Source organism: Pseudomonas sp. 18.1.10 (genome assembly GCF_024655625.1).
In the GTDB taxonomy this organism is placed as follows: domain Bacteria; phylum Pseudomonadota; class Gammaproteobacteria; order Pseudomonadales; family Pseudomonadaceae; genus Aquipseudomonas.
The window spans coordinates 1-21,368 of sequence record NZ_JANLGL010000095.1 but is presented as its reverse complement, the minus strand read 5'-3'; the positions used below and the strand labels follow the sequence as shown (position 1 = coordinate 21,368).

24 protein-coding genes are annotated in these 21,368 nt (G+C 61.5%); 20 read left to right on the top strand and 4 right to left on the bottom strand.

From position 1 onward, the window contains the following. Nucleotides 1-95 precede the first annotated feature (95 nt). From NUV89_RS17060 to NUV89_RS17040, 5 genes are all read left to right on the top strand, one after another. The gene (locus NUV89_RS17060) at nucleotides 96-473 is read left to right on the top strand and encodes a DUF971 domain-containing protein (protein ID WP_257782239.1); all 378 of its coding nucleotides are present in this window, start codon (nucleotides 96-98) and stop codon (nucleotides 471-473) included. Between the two features lie 248 nt (nucleotides 474-721). Beyond that, nucleotides 722-2,401, top strand: coding sequence for a class II poly(R)-hydroxyalkanoic acid synthase (phaC, locus tag NUV89_RS17055; protein ID WP_257782238.1), 1,680 nt, complete (start codon nucleotides 722-724; stop codon nucleotides 2,399-2,401). Nucleotides 2,402-2,550: 149 nt separating this feature from the next. Continuing rightward, the gene (gene phaZ / locus NUV89_RS17050; RefSeq protein WP_017738853.1) at nucleotides 2,551-3,396 is read left to right on the top strand and encodes a poly(3-hydroxyalkanoate) depolymerase; all 846 of its coding nucleotides are present in this window, start codon (nucleotides 2,551-2,553) and stop codon (nucleotides 3,394-3,396) included. 88 nt (nucleotides 3,397-3,484) lie between these two features. Then, on the top strand, nucleotides 3,485-5,167 hold the full coding sequence (gene phaC / locus NUV89_RS17045; protein ID WP_257782237.1) for a class II poly(R)-hydroxyalkanoic acid synthase: 1,683 nt from the start codon (nucleotides 3,485-3,487) through the stop codon (nucleotides 5,165-5,167). A gap of 27 nt (nucleotides 5,168-5,194) precedes the next feature. Beyond that, on the top strand, nucleotides 5,195-5,815 hold the full coding sequence (locus NUV89_RS17040; RefSeq protein WP_257782236.1) for a TetR/AcrR family transcriptional regulator: 621 nt from the start codon (nucleotides 5,195-5,197) through the stop codon (nucleotides 5,813-5,815). Between the two features lie 33 nt (nucleotides 5,816-5,848). Here NUV89_RS17040 and NUV89_RS17035 read toward each other — a convergent pair whose 3' ends face one another. Further along, on the bottom strand, nucleotides 5,849-6,523 hold the full coding sequence (locus NUV89_RS17035; RefSeq protein WP_257782235.1) for a response regulator transcription factor: 675 nt from the start codon (nucleotides 6,521-6,523) through the stop codon (nucleotides 5,849-5,851). A gap of 366 nt (nucleotides 6,524-6,889) precedes the next feature. Here NUV89_RS17035 and NUV89_RS17030 point away from each other — a divergent pair, with 366 nt between their 5' ends. From NUV89_RS17030 to NUV89_RS17005, 6 genes are all read left to right on the top strand, one after another. Beyond that, the gene (locus tag NUV89_RS17030) at nucleotides 6,890-7,471 is read left to right on the top strand and encodes a fimbrial protein (protein ID WP_257782234.1); all 582 of its coding nucleotides are present in this window, start codon (nucleotides 6,890-6,892) and stop codon (nucleotides 7,469-7,471) included. A 68-nt stretch (nucleotides 7,472-7,539) separates the two neighbouring features. Next, a complete protein-coding gene (locus NUV89_RS17025) occupies nucleotides 7,540-8,316 on the top strand; it encodes a molecular chaperone (protein ID WP_257782233.1) in 777 nt (258 codons plus the stop codon). 8 nt (nucleotides 8,317-8,324) lie between these two features. Continuing rightward, a complete protein-coding gene (locus NUV89_RS17020; protein ID WP_257782232.1) occupies nucleotides 8,325-9,083 on the top strand; it encodes a molecular chaperone in 759 nt (252 codons plus the stop codon). A 140-nt stretch (nucleotides 9,084-9,223) separates the two neighbouring features. Beyond that, on the top strand, nucleotides 9,224-11,785 hold the full coding sequence (locus NUV89_RS17015; RefSeq protein ID WP_257782231.1) for a fimbria/pilus outer membrane usher protein: 2,562 nt from the start codon (nucleotides 9,224-9,226) through the stop codon (nucleotides 11,783-11,785). Nucleotides 11,786-11,837: 52 nt separating this feature from the next. Further along, the gene (locus tag NUV89_RS17010; protein WP_257782230.1) at nucleotides 11,838-12,776 is read left to right on the top strand and encodes a fimbrial protein; all 939 of its coding nucleotides are present in this window, start codon (nucleotides 11,838-11,840) and stop codon (nucleotides 12,774-12,776) included. Between the two features lie 17 nt (nucleotides 12,777-12,793). Next, nucleotides 12,794-13,321: a fimbrial protein gene (locus tag NUV89_RS17005; RefSeq protein WP_257782229.1), complete on the top strand. Its 528-nt coding sequence runs from the start codon at nucleotides 12,794-12,796 to the stop codon at nucleotides 13,319-13,321. An 84-nt stretch (nucleotides 13,322-13,405) separates the two neighbouring features. On the opposite strand, the gene NUV89_RS17000 is transcribed toward NUV89_RS17005, so the two are convergent. The 3 genes from NUV89_RS17000 to NUV89_RS16990 form a co-directional block, all read right to left on the bottom strand. Then, nucleotides 13,406-14,356 carry a phasin family protein gene (locus NUV89_RS17000; protein ID WP_257782228.1) on the bottom strand — a complete coding sequence of 317 codons (951 nt, stop codon included), beginning with the start codon at nucleotides 14,354-14,356 and terminating at the stop codon, nucleotides 13,406-13,408. 12 nt (nucleotides 14,357-14,368) lie between these two features. Further along, complete coding sequence (locus tag NUV89_RS16995) at nucleotides 14,369-14,791, bottom strand: phasin family protein (RefSeq protein WP_257782227.1); 423 nt, start codon at nucleotides 14,789-14,791, stop codon at nucleotides 14,369-14,371. Nucleotides 14,792-14,895: 104 nt separating this feature from the next. Beyond that, entirely contained in the window at nucleotides 14,896-15,171 is a 276-nt protein-coding gene (locus NUV89_RS16990; RefSeq protein ID WP_124525435.1) for a polyhydroxyalkanoic acid system family protein, read from the bottom strand. A 144-nt stretch (nucleotides 15,172-15,315) separates the two neighbouring features. Between NUV89_RS16990 and ubiE the strand changes: the two genes are divergently transcribed. From ubiE to NUV89_RS16945, 9 genes are read left to right on the top strand one after another with little or no spacing between them, the layout of a single operon-like run. After that, complete coding sequence (gene ubiE, locus NUV89_RS16985) at nucleotides 15,316-16,086, top strand: bifunctional demethylmenaquinone methyltransferase/2-methoxy-6-polyprenyl-1,4-benzoquinol methylase UbiE (protein WP_257782226.1); 771 nt, start codon at nucleotides 15,316-15,318, stop codon at nucleotides 16,084-16,086. Continuing rightward, nucleotides 16,086-16,709, top strand: coding sequence for an SCP2 domain-containing protein (locus tag NUV89_RS16980; RefSeq protein ID WP_257782225.1), 624 nt, complete (start codon nucleotides 16,086-16,088; stop codon nucleotides 16,707-16,709). Before ubiE ends, NUV89_RS16980 begins: the two co-directional genes overlap by 1 nt. Next, nucleotides 16,706-18,310 carry a ubiquinone biosynthesis regulatory protein kinase UbiB gene (gene ubiB / locus NUV89_RS16975; RefSeq protein WP_257782224.1) on the top strand — a complete coding sequence of 535 codons (1,605 nt, stop codon included), beginning with the start codon at nucleotides 16,706-16,708 and terminating at the stop codon, nucleotides 18,308-18,310. Before NUV89_RS16980 ends, ubiB begins: the two co-directional genes overlap by 4 nt. A 41-nt stretch (nucleotides 18,311-18,351) precedes the next feature. Then, nucleotides 18,352-18,744 carry a phosphoribosyl-AMP cyclohydrolase gene (gene hisI / locus NUV89_RS16970; RefSeq protein WP_017738836.1) on the top strand — a complete coding sequence of 131 codons (393 nt, stop codon included), beginning with the start codon at nucleotides 18,352-18,354 and terminating at the stop codon, nucleotides 18,742-18,744. Nucleotides 18,745-18,746: 2 nt separating this feature from the next. Next, a complete protein-coding gene (locus NUV89_RS16965; protein WP_003209299.1) occupies nucleotides 18,747-19,079 on the top strand; it encodes a phosphoribosyl-ATP diphosphatase in 333 nt (110 codons plus the stop codon). A 25-nt stretch (nucleotides 19,080-19,104) separates the two neighbouring features. Beyond that, nucleotides 19,105-19,383: a twin-arginine translocase TatA/TatE family subunit gene (locus tag NUV89_RS16960; protein WP_049710426.1), complete on the top strand. Its 279-nt coding sequence runs from the start codon at nucleotides 19,105-19,107 to the stop codon at nucleotides 19,381-19,383. A gap of 10 nt (nucleotides 19,384-19,393) precedes the next feature. Next, entirely contained in the window at nucleotides 19,394-19,795 is a 402-nt protein-coding gene (tatB, locus tag NUV89_RS16955; RefSeq protein ID WP_257782223.1) for a Sec-independent protein translocase protein TatB, read from the top strand. Continuing rightward, nucleotides 19,792-20,580: a twin-arginine translocase subunit TatC gene (gene tatC / locus NUV89_RS16950; RefSeq protein ID WP_257782222.1), complete on the top strand. Its 789-nt coding sequence runs from the start codon at nucleotides 19,792-19,794 to the stop codon at nucleotides 20,578-20,580. The genes tatB and tatC overlap by 4 nt, the downstream gene beginning before the upstream one ends. Next, complete coding sequence (locus tag NUV89_RS16945; RefSeq protein ID WP_257782221.1) at nucleotides 20,577-21,284, top strand: 16S rRNA (uracil(1498)-N(3))-methyltransferase; 708 nt, start codon at nucleotides 20,577-20,579, stop codon at nucleotides 21,282-21,284. Before tatC ends, NUV89_RS16945 begins: the two co-directional genes overlap by 4 nt. The last annotated feature ends 84 nt before the right edge of the window (nucleotides 21,285-21,368 follow it).

Sequence of the window (21,368 nt, the reverse complement as noted above, 5' to 3'; positions counted from 1 at the left end):
AGGTGTATCAGTCAATACTTGTGTGACTGACACACCGCATTCGCGAGCAAGCCCGCTCCCACATTTTTGAGCCGGTTTCTTCAGGATTATCTCCAATGACTAAATTCCCCACCGCTGTAAACCTGCACAAAACCTCCAACACCCTCGGCCTCACCTACGGCCCCGACGAGGTGTACCAACTCCCCGCCGAGCTGCTGCGCACCCACTCGCCTTCCGCCGAGGTCCAGGGCCACGGCAAACCGATCCTGCAATTCGGCAAGCTCAACGTGCGCCTGACCAAGATCGAACCGGCCGGCCAGTACGCACTGAAATTGACCTTCGACGATGGCCATGACAGCGGACTGTTCACCTGGGACTACCTCTACCAACTGGCCGTACGCCAGGACGCGCTGTGGGCCGATTATCTGGCCGAACTCAAAGCTGCCGGAAAAACCCGCGACCCGAACCAGTCGGTCGTGCGGCTGATGCTCTAGCCCAAGGGTCTTGCTCTTTAGAGGGCATTTTCTAATTTCATCTGCTTGAATGCCCTGTCGCGTGGCCAATGATTGGCCCGCTTGCGAAAAAAATTAAACTCGGGTAACCAATGGAACTGGCAAGTTCCCTGCATTTGACGATGCGGTATCAACGGTCACCCGAGTCGCAGTACCTGGCTTGTGTTGTGTATCGATATTGGTGCACAGCGGTAACGGGTACTCGTCTTTCGGACAATGGAGCGTCGTAGATGAGTAACAAGAACAACGATGACTTGAAACGCCAGGCCTCGGAAAACACCCTGGGGCTCAACCCGATCATCGCGTTACGGAAAAAGGATTTACTCGCCTCGGCGAAGATGGTGCTGACCCAAGCCATCAAGCAACCGTTGCACAGCGTCAAGCACGTCGCCCACTTTGGCGTCGAGTTGAAGAACGTGATGTTTGGCAAATCCGAGCTGGTGCCCGAAAGCGATGACCGTCGCTTCAACGACCCGGCCTGGAGCCAGAACCCGCTCTACAAGCGCTACCTGCAAACCTACCTGGCGTGGCGCAAGGAACTGCACGACTGGATCGGCGACAGCAACCTGTCCCCCCAGGACATCAGCCGCGGCCACTTCGTCATCAACCTGATGACCGAAGCCATGGCGCCCACCAATAGTGCGGCGAACCCGGCGGCGGTCAAACGTTTCTTTGAAACCGGCGGCAAAAGCCTGCTGGACGGTTTGTCCCACCTGGCCAAGGACATGGTGCACAACGGCGGCATGCCGAGCCAGGTCAACATGGGCGCCTTTGAAGTGGGCAAGACCCTGGGCACCAGCGAAGGCGCCGTGGTGTTTCGCAACGACGTGCTGGAGCTGATCCAGTACAAGCCGATCACCGAACAGGTGCACGAACGCCCGCTGCTGGTGGTACCGCCGCAGATCAATAAATTCTATGTCTTCGACCTGAGCCCGGACAAGAGCCTGGCGCGCTTCTGCCTGCGCAACGGCCAGCAGACCTTTATCGTCAGTTGGCGCAACCCGACCAAGGCCCAGCGCGAGTGGGGCCTGTCGACCTATATCGAGGCGCTGAAGGAAGCGGTGGATGTGGTCACCGCGATCACCGGCAGCAAAGACATCAACATGCTTGGCGCCTGCTCCGGTGGCATCACCTGCACCGCCCTGCTCGGCCATTACGCGGCGCTGGGGGAGAAGAAGGTCAACGCCCTGACCTTGCTGGTCAGCGTGCTCGACACCACCCTCGACACCCAAGTGGCGCTGTTCGTCGATGAGCAGACCCTGGAAGCGGCCAAGCGCCACTCCTACCAGGCCGGCGTGCTCGAAGGCCGCGACATGGCCAAGGTGTTTGCCTGGATGCGCCCCAACGACCTGATCTGGAACTACTGGGTCAACAACTACCTGCTGGGCAACGAGCCACCGGTGTTCGACATCCTGTTCTGGAACAACGACACCACGCGCCTGCCGGCGGCCTTCCATGGCGACCTGATCGAGTTGTTCAAAAACAACCCGCTGGTCCGCGCCAATGCCCTGGAAGTGTGCGGCACGCCCATCGACCTCAAGCAGGTCACCGCCGACATCTACTCACTGGCCGGCACCAACGACCACATCACGCCGTGGCAGTCCTGCTACAAGTCGGCGCAGCTGTTCGGCGGCAAGGTCGAGTTCGTGCTGTCCAGCAGTGGGCATATCCAGAGCATCCTCAACCCGCCGGGCAACCCCAAGGCGCGCTACCAGACCAGCGACAGCCTGACGGCGACGCCGCTGGACTGGCAGGAAAATGCCACCAAGCACACCGATTCCTGGTGGCTGCATTGGCAGGCGTGGCAGGCGGAGCGGGCCGGGAAGTTGAAGAAGGCGCCGACGAGTTTGGGTAACAAGACCTACGCCGCAGCGGAAGCGGCGCCGGGTACCTATGTACACGAACGCTAGATTGAAATGAGATCCAAATGTGGGAGCGGGCTTGCCCGCGAATGCGGTGTGTCAGTCAGCACATCTGATACTGAAACACCGCTTTCGCGAGCAAGCCCGCTCCCACATTCAGACTGTATTCCGGCAGTAACACTTCACAGGGCTTGAGCATGCCGCAACCGTTCATCTTCCGCACCATCGACCTGGATGGCCAGACCATCCGCACGGCGGTGCGCCCGGGCAAGCCTCACTTGACGCCGCTGCTGATCTTCAATGGCATCGGCGCCAACCTTGAGTTGGTGTTTCCGTTCGTCCAGGCACTGGACCCAGACCTGGAGGTGATCGCCTTCGACGTGCCAGGCGTCGGCGGCTCGTCGACGCCCAAGCGGCCGTACCGGTTTCCCGGCCTGGCCAAGCTCACCGCGCGCATGCTCGATTACCTCGACTACGGCCAGGTGAGCGTGGTGGGCGTGTCGTGGGGCGGCGCGCTGGCGCAGCAATTCGCCTACGACTACCCGGAGCGCTGCAAGAAGCTGATCCTCGCGGCCACGGCAGCGGGCGCGGTGATGGTGCCGGGCAAGCCGAAGGTGTTGTGGCTGATGGCCAGCCCGCGTCGGTATATCCAACCGTCCCACGTGGTGCGCATTGCACCGATGATCTACGGCGGCTCGTTCCGCCGCGACTCAAAGCTCGCCGCCGAACACGCGAGCAAAGTGCGCTCGGCCGGCAAGCTCGGTTACTACTGGCAACTGTTCGCCGGGCTGGGCTGGACCAGCATCCACTGGCTGCACAAGATCCGCCAACCGACCCTGGTGCTGGCGGGGGACGACGACCCGCTGATCCCGCTAATCAACATGCGCATGCTCGCCTGGCGCATTCCCAACGCACAGCTGCACATCATCGATGACGGCCACCTGTTCCTGATTACCCGCGCCGAAGCCGTGGCGCCGATCATCATGAAATTTCTCGAAGAGGAGCGCATGCGTGCGGTGATTCATCCGCGACCGGCGGTGTAAGGACCACACCGCCGCGCAACTTGCCAGGAACCGACTATGGTTCTGAATTGGCGTGCCTGTTGATGGCTTGACGAAGGAGTGTTGGCTCATGCGAGAAAGACCCGTGACGAACCCGGCGCCCACCCCGGCCGCGTTCATCAATGCGCAAAATGCGATCACCGGCCTGCGCGGTCGGGACTTGCTCTCGACCCTGCGCAGCGTAGCCGCCTATGGCTTGCGCAACCCGGTGCACACGGCCCGCCATGCCTGGGCGTTGAGTGGTCAACTGGGTCGCGTATTGCTGGGCGAAACCGTGCATGAGCCCAACCCCAACGACAGCCGCTTCATCGACCCCACCTGGAAGCTCAACCCGCTGTACCGGCGCAGCTTGCAGGCCTACCTGAGCTGGCAGAAACAAACCCGCCACTGGATCGACGACAGCACCCTCAGCGCCGATGACCGCGCCCGTGCGCACTTCGCCTTTTCCCTGCTCAACGATGCCGTCTCCCCTTCCAACACCCTGCTCAACCCGCTGGCCATCAAGGAGCTGCTCAACTCCGGCGGCAACAGCGTGGTGCGCGGCGTGACCAACCTGGTCGAAGACCTGCTGCACAACAACGGCCTGCCACGCCAGGTGAGCAAGCATGCCTTCGAAGTCGGCAAGACGGTGGCGACGACGCCCGGTTCGGTGGTGTTTCGCAATGAACTGCTGGAGCTGATCCAGTACAAGCCCATGAGTGAAAAACAGTACGCCAAGCCGCTGCTGGTGGTGCCGCCGCAAATCAACAAGTACTACATCTTCGACCTGAGCCCGGCCAACAGCTTTGTGCAGTACGCCCTGAAAAACGGCCTGCAGACCTTTATGGTCAGCTGGCGCAACCCGGATGTGCGCCACCGCGAGTGGGGCCTGTCCACCTACGTCGCGGCGCTGGAAGAAGCCCTCAACGTGTGCCGCGCGATCACCGGCGCGCGCGAGGTCAACCTGATGGGCGCCTGCGCCGGCGGCCTGACCATCGCCGCGCTGCAAGGCCACCTGCAGGCCAAGCGCCAGCTGCGGCGCATCTCCAGCGCCAGCTACCTGGTCAGCCTGCTGGACAGCCAGATCGACAGCCCCGCCACGCTGTTCGTCGACGAGCAAACCCTGGAGGCCGCCAAGCGCCGCTCCTATCAGCAAGGTGTGCTGGACGGTCGCGACATGGCCAAGGTGTTCGCCTGGATGCGCCCCAACGACCTGATCTGGAACTACTGGATCAACAACTACCTGCTGGGCAAGGAGCCACCGGCCTTCGACATCCTGTACTGGAACAACGACAACACGCGCCTGCCCGCCGCGCTGCACGGCGACCTGCTGGACTTCTTCAAGCACAACCCGCTGAGCCATCCCGGTGGCCTGGAGGTGTGCGGCACGCCCATCGACTTGCAGAAAGTCACGGTGGACAGCTTCAGCGTGGCCGGGATCAACGACCACATCACGCCGTGGGACGCGGTGTATCGCTCCACCCAGCTGCTGGGCGGCGACAAGCGCTTCGTGCTGTCCAACAGCGGGCATATCCAGAGCATCCTCAACCCACCGGGCAACCCCAAGGCCAACTACGTCGAAAACCCCAAGCTGAGCAGCGACCCACGCGCCTGGTACTACGATGCCAACCATGTCGAAGGCAGCTGGTGGCCGCAATGGCTGGAGTGGATCCAGCAACGCTCGGGCGTACAGCGCGAAACCCTTACCGCCCTGGGCAACCAGAATTACCCACCGATGGAAGCGGCGCCAGGCACGTACGTGCGGGTGCGCTGAGCTCAGCGATCAGACTAAGAAGACTGGATGAAGACGCGCGACCGGATCCTTGAATGTGCCCTGCAGTTGTTCAACCAGAAGGGCGAGCCGAATGTATCCACCATGGAGGTGGCCAATGAAATGGGGATCAGCCCCGGCAACCTGTACTACCACTTCCATGGCAAGGAGCCGTTGGTGCTCGGGCTGTTCGAGCGCTTCCAGAATGAGCTGGCACCGCTGCTCGACCCGCCGGCGGAGGCACAACTGGAGCCCCAGGATTACTGGCTGTTCCTGCACCTGATCGTCGAACGCATGGCCCACTACCGCTTTCTGTTCCAGGACTTGTCGAACCTGGCGGGGCGCCTGCCGAAACTGGCCAAGGGCATTCGCAACCTGCTCACCGCCCTCAAGCGCACCCTGGCGTCACTGCTCGCCCGCCTGAAAGCGGCCGGGCAGTTGGTCAGCGGCACCCAGGCGCTGGGGCAACTGGTGGAGCAGATCACCATGACCCTGCTGTTTTCCCTGGACTACCAACGGATTCTCGACCGTGACGGCGAGGTGCAGGTGGTGGTCTACCAGATCATGATGCTGGTGGCGCCGCACCTGTTATCGCCGGCACGGCAAGCGACCGAGCAGCTGGCACTGCGTTATCTGGACAACCCGATCTAACGGTCTGCCCCCATAGTGCGTTCAAACAAACCATCATCCCGGCCGGCCGAACTGTTTAGTGAACATGAACAGTTCGCTGTCAGTCTTGATCCCCAGTTTCCGATAGGCCGATTGTTTTTGCGTGCTGATGGTACTCACACTGCGCGAGAACTTTACCGCAATTGAACTCACGGACATGCCCTCGAGAAAACAACGTAATACTTCCTGCTCTTTTGGCGTGAGGCGGGTATTCAAGCGCAAAGACGCCGGACGTACCACGGGCGAATTAACATCCACCCGATCAAAAAACGATGTCGATTCCTGAAGGGCCAATAACATGCAACGTTCCAGGTAAATCCGACCTTGGGCAACTGTTCGAATTGCCACTATCAATTCGGTGAGTTTCTGGGTCTTGCCCAGCACCCCCAGACTTCCAGCCTTCAACGCCAGCGATACCGTCGCAAGCGTGTAGTGCGACGATACAACCAGCAGCTTGCAGCGCTTGAACCGCCGACTCAAGGTCTGGATCAGGCTTAGGCCATCGGTGTCTGAAGGCCCCAGCGTAAAGTCCATCACCACCACATCCGCAACCCGCCGGGCAAGCGCTTCAAGCAATTCCCTGGACGTCCTGAAGGAGCCGATCACATTCAGATCGGGCTCGTTGTCGAGGCCCAACTCGATCCCCTGCCGAACCATCTCATGGTCATCCAACAACATGATGGTATGCATATCAACCACCGGGAAACTCGTAAAAATAGGTACAACTTGGTACAAACTTTTTCTTTACACGAACACGGTATAGCGCAGCCCCATACGGTAATCAACCTGCAAAAAAACAAGAATTGTTCTTACAGCTTGAGACTACAGATAAGACTTACACCTACTTCTTACAGACTTATTCCGGCATAAGTTACTTAAGTACAAACCGTTGATTTTCGAACAATCACGAGAGCGATCTCGTGACACTTCTATAGGCCGCGCTAACTTTCCCAGACAAATTAGGAGGCCCCACCACGCTGTAAAGATCCAGAATAATACCGATGTAACACTTCAATCCGTGGTGGGTTACTCAGTTAACTCAAGATTGGAAATACTATGAAATTCAATGTTCTCTCCACCCTTGTTGCGACACTTGCCGTGGCCGCTACCGTCTCGCAAGCGGCCCATGCCGCAAATGATGGAACGATCAATTTCACCGGGTTGGTGAACGATACGACCTGCACCATCGAAGGCGCAGCGCCCGGCACCGGTGCTGTGGTCAAGGACGTGAACCTGGGCGGCGTATCGGCCGCACGCCTGGCAAAACCGGGTGATCGCGCCAACCTGACCGGTTTCACCATCCGCATTGGCGCACCCGGCGAAGGCAGTTGCACCAACGGCCGCACCGCCATGGTTGCATTCGACCCCACCAGCCCGGCCATCGATGTGGCGACCGGACGCTTGAACATCGACGGCCACGATGACCCGTCCGACACCACTAACGCCAAGAACGTACAGGTTGAAGTGACGAACCGTGACGGCTCGCCGATTAACGTTTACACCGAAAAATCCGAAGGCGTCGTAATCGCCGACAACCAGGCTGTCATCCCACTGGCCGCGCAACTGTACGCCAGCGGCGCTGCGACTGAAGGCACGGTGAAAACCCGCGTCGGTTTCATGGTCGTGTACGCCGACTAACCAAGAGGGTACGCGGGCCTGCTGCTGTCCGGCAGGCCCATCCGCCGGATTTGAAGAGAGCTTTGCCCATGAAAAAGCTGGCCTGCCTCGCGCTTGCCACCTGTGGCGTCGGATGGTTACTGCTGCACGCATTGGCCGCCCAGGCGGGGGTCATTATCTACGGCACCCGTGTGATCTATCCTGCCGACCAGCAGGAGGTTGTCGTACGCCTGGAGAACAAAGGCAACCGCCCGGCGCTGGTGCAAACCTGGCTGGATACGGGCGACATTCACTCGACGCCGGCAACGGCGCGTACACCGTTCAGCTTGTCGCCACCGATCTTCCGCATTGAGCCCCATCAGCAACAGGCGTTGCGCCTGCGCCATTCGGGGGAAGACACACCCACTGATCGCGAAAGCCTGTACTGGCTCAACGTACTGGAAGTTCCACCGCTGACGGCCGGGGCCGAACAGAACAATCAGATCGAACTGGCCTTCCGCACCCGCTTGCGTGTGTTTCTGCGGCCACAGGCCTTGCCCTACCCGGTGGGCAGCGCTGCGGCAAAACTGCAATGGCAACTGGTTACCCACGGCCAGGGCTACGCCCTGCAAGCGACCAACCCCACGCCCTACCATATCTCCCTGACCGCGGTTGACCTGCTGAGCGACGGCAAACGGTTCAGCAAAGCGCCCAACAAAGACGCCAACGACGGCCTGCTGATGCCCGCCGGCGGGGTAAGGCTGTATGCCCTGCCGTTGCTGCGCAATCGCCCGGGCGGTACGCCCAAAGTCGAATTCACCACCGTCAGCGACTTCGGCGCCCGTGTGCGCCACTCGGCAATGCTGACCTCTTCAGCTGCCCGATGACCTATTGCATGAACGCCATTTTCGTTTCACCGCTCGCCGCCAGGCTCATGGCATTGATTTTCGCACTGCTCGGCGCAGCCGCCGCGCACGCCAGCGTGGTCATCAACAACACGCGGATCATCTACCCGCAAAACGACAAGGAGGTAACCGTCAGGCTGGAGAGCAAGAACCGCGCCCCCGTGCTGATCCAAGTCTGGCTGGACAGCGGCGACGAACACGCCACACCGGACCTCGCCAGCGTGCCGTTTATCGCCACGCCACCGATCTTCCGCATGGAGCCGGGCAAGCAGCAGGTGGTGCGCCTGGCGTATACGGGCGAGGCCCAAGCGGTGAATCAGGAAAGCCTGTTCTGGTTCAACCTGCTGGAGGTGCCTGCGCATTCCCCGCAGGCCAATCAACTGCAACTGGCCTTCCGCTCCCGGATCAAGCTGTTTTTGCGACCGTCGAACCTGCCGTATGGCGCCGAGACTGCACCGGGGAAACTGCAATGGCGGCGTGACTCGACAGCGCAGGGCCAAGTCCTGGAGGTCTTCAACCCCACGCCTTACCACGTGACGTTCGAACAGATCGAGGTGCTGGAATCGGCACAGCGTCATGCGCGCAAGGCCGCTGGATCAGGCGCCGAAAACATGGTGGCCCCGGGGGGGCGCCAGCGCTTTGAACTGCCCAGCCTGAAGACGCCACCGGGCGCCGCCGCCACGGTTGAATTCCAGACACTCGATGACTACGGAGTGCGCAGCACGCACAGCGCCAAGGTCTCGACATGAACGATGAGGCGTGCCTGGCGCCGTAACGTCCCGCCCGCGCGACTCACTCCACTGCACAGGTTTGTGTTGATGCCCATTTTTCAGGGCAGGGCCCCCCTTGGCCCGGATTTGGACAGTCCCTATTTTTGGAAATGGTAAACATGAGTTTGAACACCCACGCCAACGTCAGATGCGCGCCCTTTGTGCGCAACTGTTTGGCATTGCCCGCGCGTTGCCTGCTATTGCTGAGCGGCGCCTATGCCATGGGCAGCCATGCGGTAGAAAATGTTGGATTCAACCCGGCCTTCTTTCCGGATGGTGCGGGCGGCCAGCAGGTCGATATCACGAAGTTCAGCCAGGGCAACATCGTGCTGCCCGGCAACTACCGCACCGACGTTTACCTGAACGGCCAGTGGATAGGCCGCGAAACCTTGACCTTCGTCGCAACCGAAGGCCGGGACTCTGCGCAGATGTGCCTGGAGCGGGACGCCCTGCTCAGGTTTGGCATCGACCTGGACGCGCCAAAGGATCAACCCAGCGCGTCCGCGCCACTCCCCGACTATGAACCCTGCGCGGACATTGCCCGCTACCTGCCCGGCAGCACCGGCCAATTCGACCCGGGCGAGAACCGCCTGACACTCCAGGTTCCGCAGATCTACCTGGCGCGCAAGGCTCGCGGCTATGTCGACCCGAAGCACTGGGATGGCGGTATCGATGCCGCCTTTGTGCGCTACAACGCCAACACCTTCGCCACCCGCACCCAGGGGCGCTCGCTCAACTCGCACTACCTGGGCCTGAACAGCGGGCTCAACCTGGGCGACTGGCACTGGCGCCACAACGGCAGTTTCAGCCAGACAGACGCAGCCTCGGGCTACCAAAGCAGCAACACCTATGTGCAGCGCGAAGTGGGCCCGCTGCAATCCCAACTGATGGTCGGCGAGATCTACACCCCGGGCGCGCTGTTCGACAGTGTGCGCTTGCACGGCGCCAGCCTGTTCAGCGATGACCGCATGCTGCCCGACTCCCAGCGCGGGTTCGCGCCTATCGTGCGGGGCATCGCCGAGACCAACGCGCGGGTGACCGTGCGCCAGCGTGGCGTGTTGCTGGATGAAGTGTCGGTGGCGCCCGGCCCGTTTGTACTCAACGACCTGTTTCCGACCGGCTACGGCGGCGACTTGACCGTCACGGTGACTGAAGCCGACGGCCGCCAGCGCGAATTCATCGTGCCGTTCGCCGCCAACGCCAACCTGCTGCGCGCCGGGTCCAGCCGCTACGCGTTGAGTGCTGGCGTGCTGGATGAAATCGGCCTGCGCCATCCACCCAGGCTGATGCAAGCTACCTATCAGCGCGGTCTCAACAACCTGTTGACCGGCTACACCGGTGCGGTGATGGGTGACGACTATCAGGCGCAGTTAGTCGGTACCGCGTTCAATACGCCGTACGGGGCACTGTCGTTTGACCTGACCCGCTCAAGCGCACATCTGCCCGGCAATGGGTCCCGGCAGGGGCAAAGCGTGCAACTGCGCTACAGCAAGAACTTCACCGACACCGGCACGCACTTTGCGCTCGGTGCCTACCGTTACTCCACCGAAGGCTACCTGAGCATCGCCGACGCCGCGCGGGTTCGCGACCTCGCCATTGATGGGCGCAACCTGAACCGCGTATCGCGCCTGCGCGACCGGATGGACATCAGCCTCAACCAAAGCGTGGCCAACGGCACGGTCTACCTGACCGGTTCTTCGCAAAACTACTGGAACCGTACCAGCGGCAACCTGACCTTCACCACGGGGTACAGCGGCAGCTGGAAAGGCCTGCACTACACCCTCAGCGCCCAGCGCACCAAAGACTTGCTCAGTGACCGGGTGGACAAGCAAGTGGAACTGACCCTGAGCCTGCCGTTGGGCAGCGATGCACGCTCGCCGACCTTGACCACCACGGCCTACCGCGGCAACCAAAGCAGCGGCGAGCGGTTGAACCTCGGCGGCACCCTGGGCGAACGCAGCGAATTTACCTACGGGGTGGGCGGCAGCCGCACCCAGGGCAGCAGCCATGCGATGAGCGCCGACGCGAAATATCAGGCGAGTCAGGGCGTGTTGTCCGCTGGCTATGGGCAAAGCGACAGCTACCGTTCGATGTCCCTCGGCATCACCGGAGGCATTGTCGCCCACCGCGACGGCGTGACCTTCGCCCCGGAATTGGGCGACACCATCGGCATCGTCCAGGCCCCGGACGCACAGGGGGCGCGGATCAATGGCAACCACGGCGCCCGGGTTGGCAAGGGCGGTTTTGCCGTGGTGCCGCACCTCACGCCCTATCGCCAGAACGTCGTCGAGCTGGACCCCAAGGAGCTGTCCGTCGATGTGGAGCTCAAGACCGCCGCACAAAACATCGCGCCTCGTGCCGGCTCGGTGGTGAAGCTGCACTTCGATACGGTCAGCGGCCAAGCGCTCTTGATAAGCGCCCGGCGCGAGGATGGCAGCCCGCTGCCGTTCGGGGCCGATGTGTTCGATAGCGCCGGGGCGAGTGTCGGGGTGGTCGGCCAGGGCGGCAGGGCCTTCGTGCGGGTGGGGCACGCGCAGGGGCAGTTGACCGTCAAGTGGGGCGCCCATGCCGACGCCGCGTGCGTGCTGCGCTACAGCCTGGACACAGCACCCGCGACGGGCCAGGCCAACCGCCTGCGCCACCTGGACGCCGGCACTTGCCAAGCCAATACAAGCGGTTGATCGGCGCGCATCTCACGTGCCCATGCCCTGACTTTTTGATGACGGACTGAAGATGAAAAACTCCATCCAACACGCTTGCATACTACTGGCCCTTGGCCTACCAATTGCCGCTGAAGCCGGGTGTGACCGCTACCAGAACGATACGTTTACCCTGAACCTACCGGACACAATCAGCGTACCGGACAGCCTGCCGGTCGGCAGTGTGATCCTGCGCCAGGCGTTCAGCGGTTCGGCGCCCGCCTATTTTGCCAACTGCCCCGTGGCTATCTCCAGCTGGATCATCGGCCGCTATCAACATCAGCAAGACCCGAGTACGGGCGCCTACCTCACCGAGGTGCCAGGCATCGGCGTCAGCATTTCGATGAAATGGGCCGACGGTGGGCCCGCCAACTTTGCACTTCATGGCCAAGGCCCGGAATACATCTACGGGAAGATCGCCAGCTTCACCTCTGCGGAGGCGACCTTCTACAAGATCGGCCCCGTCACCAGTTGGTCAATCCCCAGCGGGCGTTTCTGGGAAAGGAAATGGCTGGGCGTCCCGGATCGTTTCCTCCTGCAACTGGGCAACTGGGTACGCTTTGTCCGGCCCGCCGCCACTTGCGACCTGGAGGCCGGCGACGTCAACCGCACGATCACCCTTCCCGAGGTGCGCGTGCGCGATTTCGACAGCGCAATCAGCGCAGGCGCACACGACTTCGAATTGACGGCCAATTGCAGCGACGCCAGTGACGTGACGTTCCGCTTTACCGGCACACCTGCACCCGACAACCCCACGCTCTTCGCCAATACCGGCTCGGCCGGCGGCGTGGCGCTCTGGCTGTACTCACGCCTCGGCGGCACGCCGCAGACCCTTAGTGCCAATGACACGCGCACGGTGGTCGTCACCGGCAATCGCGCCGTGTTGCCACTTGGCGCGGCCTACCACAAAAACGGGACAGTCAGCCAAGGCACCCTGGCTAGCACTGCCACTGTCACTATCACTTACAACTGAAACGCTGGGAAAACCTGATGAACATGCGCCACCTTCCTCTGCTGCTGACAATCGCGGCAACCCTCACCCACCCTGCGGCCCAGGCCGCTACGAGCGGTACTTTGACCTTTGTCGGCCAAGTCAACGCGGGCACCTGCAACCTGGCGGCGGGTGACGAGAACCGCACCATTACCTTGCCGCCTATCAAGATTTCCGACCTTGATTCAACGCCCTACGCGGGGCAGTTGGATTTCGAGGTGTCTGCCGACTGCGAATCGGACATACGCAATGTGATCTTCCTATTCGCCGGTACGCCTTCGGCAGACAACGGGATGCTGTTCGCCAACACCGGCACTTCCGGGGGCACGGCACTTTGGCTGACACATCGCGCACCCGGCCTTTCGACCATCCCGGCCAATGGCACGCCCGCCGAGCGCAGCCGCACGGTGGTCACCAGTGGCAACAAGGCCGTGCTGCCACTGGCAGGGGCTTACCATAAAACCGGCGCAGCGATCACCCAAGGCAGTTTGGCCAGCGCCGTGACCGTGTCGATCACCTACAACTGACGGCGCCTCAAGGCGCCACACTGCGCGCGCGAAAAAAAATGCCCGACCTTTGCAGGCCGGGCATTTTCAGATGTCCCGGAAAAATCAGGACTGACTGGATGGCGTCGGGGTTGCCGGCGTTACAGTCGGGGTAGCAGCGGGCGTTGGCGCAGACACCGAGTTGGCTGTCGAAGCGGCAGGCGCTACGGCAGGCTTGGCGACCACTGCCGGCTTGGGCGCCGCGGGCTTTTTGGCCACCGCTGGCTTCTTCGCCGCAGGTTTTGCTGCAGGCTTGGCCACTGCGGGTTTGGCCGCAGGTTTGGCAGTTGCCGGCTTGGCAGCCGGTTTGGCAGCAGCCGTTTTAGCAGCAGGCTTGGCCGCCGCTTTGACGGCAGGTTTCGCTGCGGGCTTGGCAGCGGCTTTGGCGGCTACCGGTTTAGCGGCAGGCTTGGCGGCCGGTTTGGCAGCTGCGGTTTTTGCCGCTGGCTTGGCCGCCGGTTTGGCTGCGGCTTTTGCCGGTGCCTTGGCCGCAGGTTTTGCGGCGGGCTTGGCAGCGGCTTTCACCAGAGGCTTGGCTGCGCTTTTAGCCGCCGGTTTGGCCGCCGCCGTTTTAGCGGCAGGCTTGGCGGCGGCGGTTTTCACAGGAGCCACTTTGGCGCCGGTGAGTTTTTCGATTTGCTTGGTCAGGGTATCGACCTTGCTGTGCAGCGCTTTGACTTCCGCCTTGCTCGGCACGCCCAGGCGCGAAATGGCGCTGTTGAGACGCTTGTCCAGCGCCCCTTCAAGCTCACCCCAAGTACCCAGCACTTGTTTCTTCGCATCACTGATGCGCGAACCGGCAGTGGCTTTGGCAGCAGTGACTTTTTTACCGACTGCGCTATTGGCTACTTTCTCGGCCTTCTCGCCGTCTTTAACCAAGGTCTCGAAGAGTTTGCTGCCGTCACTGTCGATCTTCGAGTAAACGCCTAAACCAGCCAGCCAGATCTTGCGGGAATATTCTTCAACTTTCCCGACCCACGAGCTGCCTTCTTTCTGAGGTTTCTTTTGAACAGCCATCCCGATGTCTCCTTAGTGTTTACGCGCGACACGTTCGAGCAATGCCGTTAGCTCTTCGAGCTTAGCAGAGAGTGTCTCCACGTCATGTTTAGACGCAATGCCGATTCGATTCAAGGCACTTGCAACACGAGTATCAAAAGCTTTTTCAACTTTATCCAGCTGAACTTCTACCCGACCTTTGACAGAGGAGACATTGCTCTTTACTTGGTCAATCTGACTGTTGGCCGCATCAAGTTGTTCAACTGCAACTTTTTTGCCTTTACTTTCAACATGTTGACCGGCTTTAACGAGTTCCTTGAAGTACTCGCTGCCTTCGCTGCCAACCTTGGCGTAAGCCCCCAGGCCCGCCAGCCAGATCTTGCGGGCGTAGGTTTTAACGTCGCTCAGGGCAGTAGTCTGGGCGTCGATTTTTTTCTTCAAGATAACTTTGGCCATGGTGCACCTCACGCAGAATAGGGTGGAGGAACGGCCCACAGGAGTTGAGGGCTTGGGCACAAAGTAGGAGGAAAAATTAGAATCGGCACCCTAGAACACGTCAATCAAGCCAGTGCTTTATCCAGGGCCTTCTCGATTTCGGACTTGATGGTGCCACTCATGGCCGACATCAACAGCCCCAGTTCCACATCAATACGCAGCGAATCATCCGCGACTAACACCGTGCCTTTAACCCCTGAACGCTTGAGGTTCAAGGTATCGCCAGACCACGACGGCTCCAGGCCATATTGCTCCTTGAGTTTATGCGCCAACTTCTCGGCCTTTGCCCGCGCGGCTTCTTTACCCAGGGAATGTGCACGCTCAACAGTAATACGGGCCATTGCAATGACTCCTCTTTATAGCGGTTTGGATACCTTCGATGCGGCAAAAGGTCTCGGTGACCACCCATCTTACCTTCAGCCTTGCCAAGACAAAGCAGGCCTTGGGGATTATCATGTGCCGCATTCTCTTTTGGTGACAGCGATATGACTGATCCGCGCAAAGGCAGCGATGCCGAACCCACCACTCACTTCGGCTTCAAGAACGTCCCGGAAAGCCAAAAGGCGGAAAAAGTCGCTGAGGTGTTCCACTCCGTTGCGGCCAAGTACGACCTGATGAACGACGTGCTCTCCGGCGGCATGCACCGCCTGTGGAAGCGCTTCACCATCGAGCTGTCCGGCGTACGCACCGGCAACCGCGTGCTGGACATCGCCGGCGGCACCGGCGACCTGGCGGCCAAGTTCTCCAAGCTCGTCGGCCCCACCGGCCAGGTGGTGCTGGCGGACATCAACGGCTCGATGCTCAAGGTCGGTCGCGACCGCCTGCTCGACAAGGGTGTGGCCGGCAATATCGAATTCGTCCAGGCCGACGCTGAAAAGCTGCCGTTCCCCGACAACCATTTCGATTGCGTGACCATCGCCTTCGGCCTGCGCAACGTGACCCATAAAGAAGACGCGATCCGCTCGATGCTGCGCGTCCTCAAGCCGGGCGGGCGCCTGTTGGTGCTGGAGTTCTCCAAGCCGACCAACGCGATCATGTCCAAGGTCTACGACACCTACTCGTTCGCCTTCATGCCGCTGATGGGCAAGCTGATTACCAATGACGCCGAGAGCTACCGCTACCTGGCCGAATCGATCCGCATGCACCCCGACCAGGAAACCCTGAAGTCGATGATGGTAGAGGCCGGCTTCGACCGCGTGACCTACCACAACATGACCTCCGGCATCGTCGCCCTGCACCGCGGCATCAAGCCCTGATGCTGTTCCAGGGCCTTCTCGCAAGCACAGAACACGGCCTCAACCGTGTCCTGCGCCTGGACAGCACCGCCCTTGCGCGGCTTGCGCACTTGACCGGCAAGGTGATTGCCGTCGACTGCCGCAGCCCCGCCTTGCAGCTGTTTATCCTGCCCAGCGATGAAGGCCTGCTGCTCGCCAGCACCTGGGCTGCCGAGGCCGATTGCACCCTGCGCGCGCCGGCGTCGAGCCTGTTGCACCTGGCCCTGAGCCGCAACAAGACCGCGATCCTGCACAGCGCCGAAGTCGAGCTGGAAGGCGACAGCTCGGTGCTGATGGACCTCGCCGCTGTACTGCAAGACCTGGAACTGGACTGGGAATACGAGCTGTCACGCTGGATCGGCCCGGTGGCCACCCAGTTGATTAGCGGGCACCTGCGCAGCCGTTCGCGCTGGTACCAGCAAGGATTCGCCAGCCTTAACCAGAACCTTGCCGAATACCTGAGCGAAGAATCGCGCACCCTGGTCGGAGAACGGGAAGCGCAAGCGCGCTTTCGTGAACTCGACAAGGCCAAAATCGACCTGGAACGCCTTGAGGCACGCTTCGAGCGCCTGAGCCGTTCCCTTGATCCAAGCGATAACGCATGAAGCTGCTCGCCGTCCGCCGTTTGTTTCGTATCCAGCGCGTCGTAATCCGCTACCAACTCGATGACCTGCTGTTCGCCCTGCCCCTGCCGTGGTTCCTGCTGGCGGTGCGCTATGTGCTGCCGTGGCGCTGGTTCCCGCGCAAAAAGCTGGAGCTGAGCCGTGGCGCGCGCCTGCGCCTGGCGTTGCAGGACCTGGGGCCGATCTTTATCAAGTTCGGGCAGATCCTCTCGACCCGCCGCGACCTGCTGCCCGAAGACATCGCCGACGAGCTGATGCTGCTGCAAGACCGCGTGCCGCCGTTCGACTCCCAGCAGTCGATGAAGCTGATCGAAGAACAGCTGGGCCAGAAGATCAGCGACGTGTTCAGCCGCTTCGACGTCGAACCCCTGGCTTCGGCCTCGGTCGCGCAAGTGCACGCCGCACAGCTCAAGAGCGGCGAAGAAGTGGTGGTGAAGGTCATTCGCCCGGGCCTCAAGCCCATCATCGGCCAGGACCTGGCGTGGCTGTTCATCCTCGCCCGCGCCGCCGAGCGCTTCAGCGCCGATGCCCGCTTGCTGCACCCGGTGGACGTGGTCGCCGACTACGAAAAAACCATCTACGACGAACTCGACCTGCTGCGCGAAGCGGCCAACGCCAGCCAGCTCAAGCGCAACTTCGAAGGCTCGGAGCTGCTGTACGTGCCGCAAGTGTATTGGGACTGGTGCCGCCCGAAAGTGCTGGTGATGGAGCGCATCTACGGCGTTCAGGTGACCGATCTTGCGACGCTGGCCGACCAGCGCACCGACATGAAGATGCTCGCCGAGCGCGGCGTGGAAATCTTCTTCACCCAGGTATTCCGCGACAGTTTCTTCCACGCCGACATGCACCCCGGCAACATCTTCGTCAGCACCGTCAACCCGTGGAGCCCGCAGTACATCGCGATCGACTGCGGCATCGTCGGCAGCCTCACCCCGCAAGACCAGGACTACCTGGCGCGCAACCTGTTCGCCTTCTTCAAGCGTGACTACCGCCGCGTGGCGCAGCTGCACATCGATTCGGGCTGGGTGCCGGCCGAGACCAAGCTCAACGAATTCGAAGCGGCGATTCGCACGGTGTGCGAGCCGATCTTCGAAAAACCGTTAAAGGATATTTCCTTCGGCCAGGTGCTGATGCGCCTGTTCCAGACCGCGCGGCGCTTCAATATGGAAGTGCAGCCACAGTTGGTGCTGCTGCAAAAGACCCTGCTGAACATCGAAGGCCTGGGCCGCCAGCTGTACCCGGACCTTGACCTGTGGAACACCGCCCAGCCGTTCCTCGAACGCTGGATGCGCGAGCGGGTCAGCCCGAAAACCCTGCTGGGCAACCTGCACAGCCAGGTCGAGCAACTGCCGCACCTGGCCAACATGACCCGCGACCTGCTGGAGCGCATGTCCCAGCCCCACGCCAAAGACCCCGCGCCGCCGTGGCAAAAACGCAAGGACGACTGGTTCCTGCGCCTGCTCGGCGCCGCGCACCTGACCGGCGGCATCGTGCTCGCCCTCGGTGGGCCGTTGAATGCGCTGGGCTACTGGCCGGCCGGGATCATGGTCGCCGTGGGTGTTTATCTGATCGTGCGTCGATAGCCGATCCGGTTATACACTGTCGCAAATTGCCGGAGCCGAACATGAAAGACTGGCTGGACGAGATCAAGTGGGACAGTGACGGCCTGGTGCCGGCCATTGCCCAGGACTACAAGACCGGGCGCGTGCTGATGATGGCCTGGATGAACCGCGAGGCCCTGAGCCTCACCGCCACTGAGCAGCGCGCCATTTACTGGTCACGTTCCCGTGGCAAACTGTGGCGCAAGGGCGAAGAGTCCGGGCACGTGCAGACCCTGCACGAGATGCGCATCGACTGCGACGCCGACGTGGTGATCCTCAAGGTCGAACAGATCGGCGACATCGCCTGCCACACCGGCCGGCACAGCTGCTTCTACCGCGTGTTCGAAAACGGCGCGTGGAAGGTTGTCGAACCGGTGCTCAAAGACCCGCACGCCATCTATTCCGCAGGACACTAGACATGAGCGATACCCTGAACCGCGTGGCCCAGGTGCTGGAAGACCGCAAAGGCGCGGACGCCGACAGCTCCTATGTCGCCAGCCTGTACCACAAGGGCTTGAACAAGATCCTGGAAAAACTCGGCGAAGAATCCGTCGAGACCATCATCGCCGCCAAGGACGCGCAAATCAGCGGCGATTGCAGCGATGTGATCTACGAAACCGCCGACCTCTGGTTCCACAGCCTGGTCATGCTCGCCCAACTGGGGCAGCATCCGCAGGCCGTGCTGGATGAACTGGACCGTCGCTTCGGCTTGTCCGGGCATGCCGAAAAGGCATCGCGCCCGTCCGCCTGAATAACTTTTACTGAGGATTTGCAGCATGGGTATTTTTGACTGGAAACACTGGATCGTCATTCTGGTGGTGGTGGTATTGGTATTCGGCACCAAGAAACTCAAGAACCTGGGCACCGACGTCGGCGAGTCGATCAAGGGCTTCCGTAAAGCCATGAACGACGACGAAAAACCGGCCGACCCGGGCGCCAACCCAGTGCCACCGGCGCAGCCTGTGCACCCGCAGGCCGCCCAGCCGATCACCGAGCGTCGTACCTTCGACGTGCAGGCTGAGAAAGTCGAAGAGCCGACCCGCAAAGACTCGTGAGCACTGACTAATGTTTGGTATCAGCTTCTCTGAACTGCTGCTCGTCGGCCTCGTGGCCCTGCTGGTACTGGGGCCGGAACGCCTGCCCGGTGCCGCACGCACGGCCGGCCTGTGGATCGGCCGCCTGAAACGCAGTTTCAATGCGATCAAACAGGAAGTTGAGCGGGAAATCGGCGCCGACGAGATCCGCCGGCAGCTGCACAACGAACACATCCTGTCGTTGGAGCAGGAAGCCCGGAAGATTCTGTCGCCGGTGCAAGAGCCGGAAAAACCGGTTACGCCAGTGGCCGAACACAGCATCGCCCCTGCGCCTGTTGTCGAAGCCACGCCCGTCGTGCCCACCGAGCCAGCACCGGCGCCCGTCGCGGCGCCTGCTCCCCATGACCCTACATTGCCGCCGCGAGCCCCATGAGCGCTGATAAACCGGAAAACGACCAGCATATGCCGCTGGTCTCGCACCTCACCGAGCTGCGTACCCGCCTGCTGCGATGCGTAGCGGCGATCTTCATCATCTTTGCCGGGTTGTTCGCGTTTACCCAGCAGATCTACACCTTTGTCTCCACGCCCCTGCGCCAGTATCTGCCGGCGGGTGCGACGATGATCGCCACCGATGTGTCGTCGCCGTTCCTCACGCCGTTGAAGCTGACGATGATGGTCTCGCTGTTCCTCGCGATCCCGGTGATCCTGCATCAGATCTGGGGCTTTATCGCACCGGGCCTGTACAAGCATGAGAAGCGCATCGCCGTGCCGTTGCTGGTGTCGAGCATCTGCCTGTTCTACACCGGCATGGCGTTCGCCTACTTCCTGGTGTTCCCGCTGATCTTCAAGTTCTTCGCCGCCGCCACACCGGCCGGCGTGGAAATGATGACCGACATCACCAGCTACCTCGACTTCGTGATGACGCTGTTCTTCGCCTTTGGCGTGGCCTTCGAAATCCCCGTGGCCGTGGTGCTGCTGGTGTGGATCGGCGTGGTCAACGTGGCGTACCTGAAGAAGATCCGCCCGTACGTGATTATCGGCTGCTTTGTGGTCGGCATGATCCTCACGCCACCGGACATCTTCTCCCAGACCCTGCTGGCCGTGCCGATGTGGATGCTGTTTGAGATCGGCATCCTGTTCAGCGGCTTGATAAGCAAGCGTGGCGAACACCCGGATGACCAGCGCGACGACGACCAGCCGCCAGCGACCCAGCCGTGAACCTGCTGCTATTGGAAGACGCCGACTTCATCGCGGCCGACCGTGTGGTGCTGCGTGATCGGCGCCTGGTGCACATGCAGGAAGTCCACCGCGCCGCCGTCGGCGACAGCCTGCGCGTCGGCCGTATCGGCGGGCTGATGGGCAACGCGCAGTTGCTGCGCCTGGAGGCCAGCGAAGCAGAGTTGCAAGTCAGCTTCGACCAACCACCGCCGGCGAAACTGCCATTGACCCTGCTGCTGGCCCTGCCCCGCCCGAAAATGCTGCGCCGGGTCCTGCAAACCGTGGCGGCCATGGGCGTGCCCAAGGTCGTGCTGCTCAACAGTTATCGCGTGGAAAAAAGCTTCTGGCAGACGCCATTCCTGGAGCCCGAGGCGATTCGCGAGCAACTGATCCTCGGCCTGGAGCAGGCGCGGGACACGGTACTGCCCGAGATCATTATCGAGAAGCGCTTCAAGCCGTTCGTCGAAGACCGCCTGCCGGCCATGACCGCAGGCACGTTGGGCTTGATCGGCCATCCCGGCGATTACCCGCCGTGCCCGCGCGGGCTGGATGAGCCGGTGACCCTGGCGATTGGCCCGGAAGGTGGCTGGATTCCCTATGAGGTGGACCTGCTGGCCAAGGCTGGCCTGCAACCGGTGCAGTTGGGCGCGCGCATCCTGCGGGTTGAAACTGCCGTCACTGCCCTGCTCGCCCGCCTGTTCTAACCCGAACCTGAAAAACACCACAAACCCAATGTGGGAGCGGGCTTGCTCGCGAAAGCAGTGGGTCAGTCGACGTATTCGTTAACT

Bases quoted from the DNA above. Each gene is read 5' to 3' on its own strand.
- NUV89_RS17040 (WP_257782236.1), top strand. From the start codon at position 5,195: ATGAAGACGCGCGACCGGATCCTTGAATGTGCCCTGCAGTTGTTCAAC.
- hisI (WP_017738836.1), top strand. From the start codon at position 18,352: ATGAAAGACTGGCTGGACGAGATCAAGTGGGACAGTGACGGCCTGGTG.
- phaZ (WP_017738853.1), top strand. From the start codon at position 2,551: ATGCCGCAACCGTTCATCTTCCGCACCATCGACCTGGATGGCCAGACC.
- NUV89_RS17015 (WP_257782231.1), top strand. From the start codon at position 9,224: ATGAGTTTGAACACCCACGCCAACGTCAGATGCGCGCCCTTTGTGCGC.
- NUV89_RS16960 (WP_049710426.1), top strand. From the start codon at position 19,105: ATGGGTATTTTTGACTGGAAACACTGGATCGTCATTCTGGTGGTGGTG.
- NUV89_RS16965 (WP_003209299.1), top strand. From the start codon at position 18,747: ATGAGCGATACCCTGAACCGCGTGGCCCAGGTGCTGGAAGACCGCAAA.
- NUV89_RS17005 (WP_257782229.1), top strand. From the start codon at position 12,794: ATGAACATGCGCCACCTTCCTCTGCTGCTGACAATCGCGGCAACCCTC.
- NUV89_RS17030 (WP_257782234.1), top strand. From the start codon at position 6,890: ATGAAATTCAATGTTCTCTCCACCCTTGTTGCGACACTTGCCGTGGCC.
- phaC (WP_257782238.1), top strand. From the start codon at position 722: ATGAGTAACAAGAACAACGATGACTTGAAACGCCAGGCCTCGGAAAAC.
- NUV89_RS17035 (WP_257782235.1), bottom strand. From the start codon at position 6,523: ATGCATACCATCATGTTGTTGGATGACCATGAGATGGTTCGGCAGGGG.
- NUV89_RS17060 (WP_257782239.1), top strand. From the start codon at position 96: ATGACTAAATTCCCCACCGCTGTAAACCTGCACAAAACCTCCAACACC.
- phaC (WP_257782237.1), top strand. From the start codon at position 3,485: ATGCGAGAAAGACCCGTGACGAACCCGGCGCCCACCCCGGCCGCGTTC.
- NUV89_RS16995 (WP_257782227.1), bottom strand. From the start codon at position 14,791: ATGGCCAAAGTTATCTTGAAGAAAAAAATCGACGCCCAGACTACTGCC.
- NUV89_RS17020 (WP_257782232.1), top strand. From the start codon at position 8,325: ATGAACGCCATTTTCGTTTCACCGCTCGCCGCCAGGCTCATGGCATTG.
- ubiE (WP_257782226.1), top strand. From the start codon at position 15,316: ATGACTGATCCGCGCAAAGGCAGCGATGCCGAACCCACCACTCACTTC.
- NUV89_RS17025 (WP_257782233.1), top strand. From the start codon at position 7,540: ATGAAAAAGCTGGCCTGCCTCGCGCTTGCCACCTGTGGCGTCGGATGG.
- NUV89_RS16980 (WP_257782225.1), top strand. From the start codon at position 16,086: ATGCTGTTCCAGGGCCTTCTCGCAAGCACAGAACACGGCCTCAACCGT.
- ubiB (WP_257782224.1), top strand. From the start codon at position 16,706: ATGAAGCTGCTCGCCGTCCGCCGTTTGTTTCGTATCCAGCGCGTCGTA.
- tatC (WP_257782222.1), top strand. From the start codon at position 19,792: ATGAGCGCTGATAAACCGGAAAACGACCAGCATATGCCGCTGGTCTCG.
- NUV89_RS17010 (WP_257782230.1), top strand. From the start codon at position 11,838: ATGAAAAACTCCATCCAACACGCTTGCATACTACTGGCCCTTGGCCTA.
- NUV89_RS16990 (WP_124525435.1), bottom strand. From the start codon at position 15,171: ATGGCCCGTATTACTGTTGAGCGTGCACATTCCCTGGGTAAAGAAGCC.
- NUV89_RS17000 (WP_257782228.1), bottom strand. From the start codon at position 14,356: ATGGCTGTTCAAAAGAAACCTCAGAAAGAAGGCAGCTCGTGGGTCGGG.
- tatB (WP_257782223.1), top strand. From the start codon at position 19,394: ATGTTTGGTATCAGCTTCTCTGAACTGCTGCTCGTCGGCCTCGTGGCC.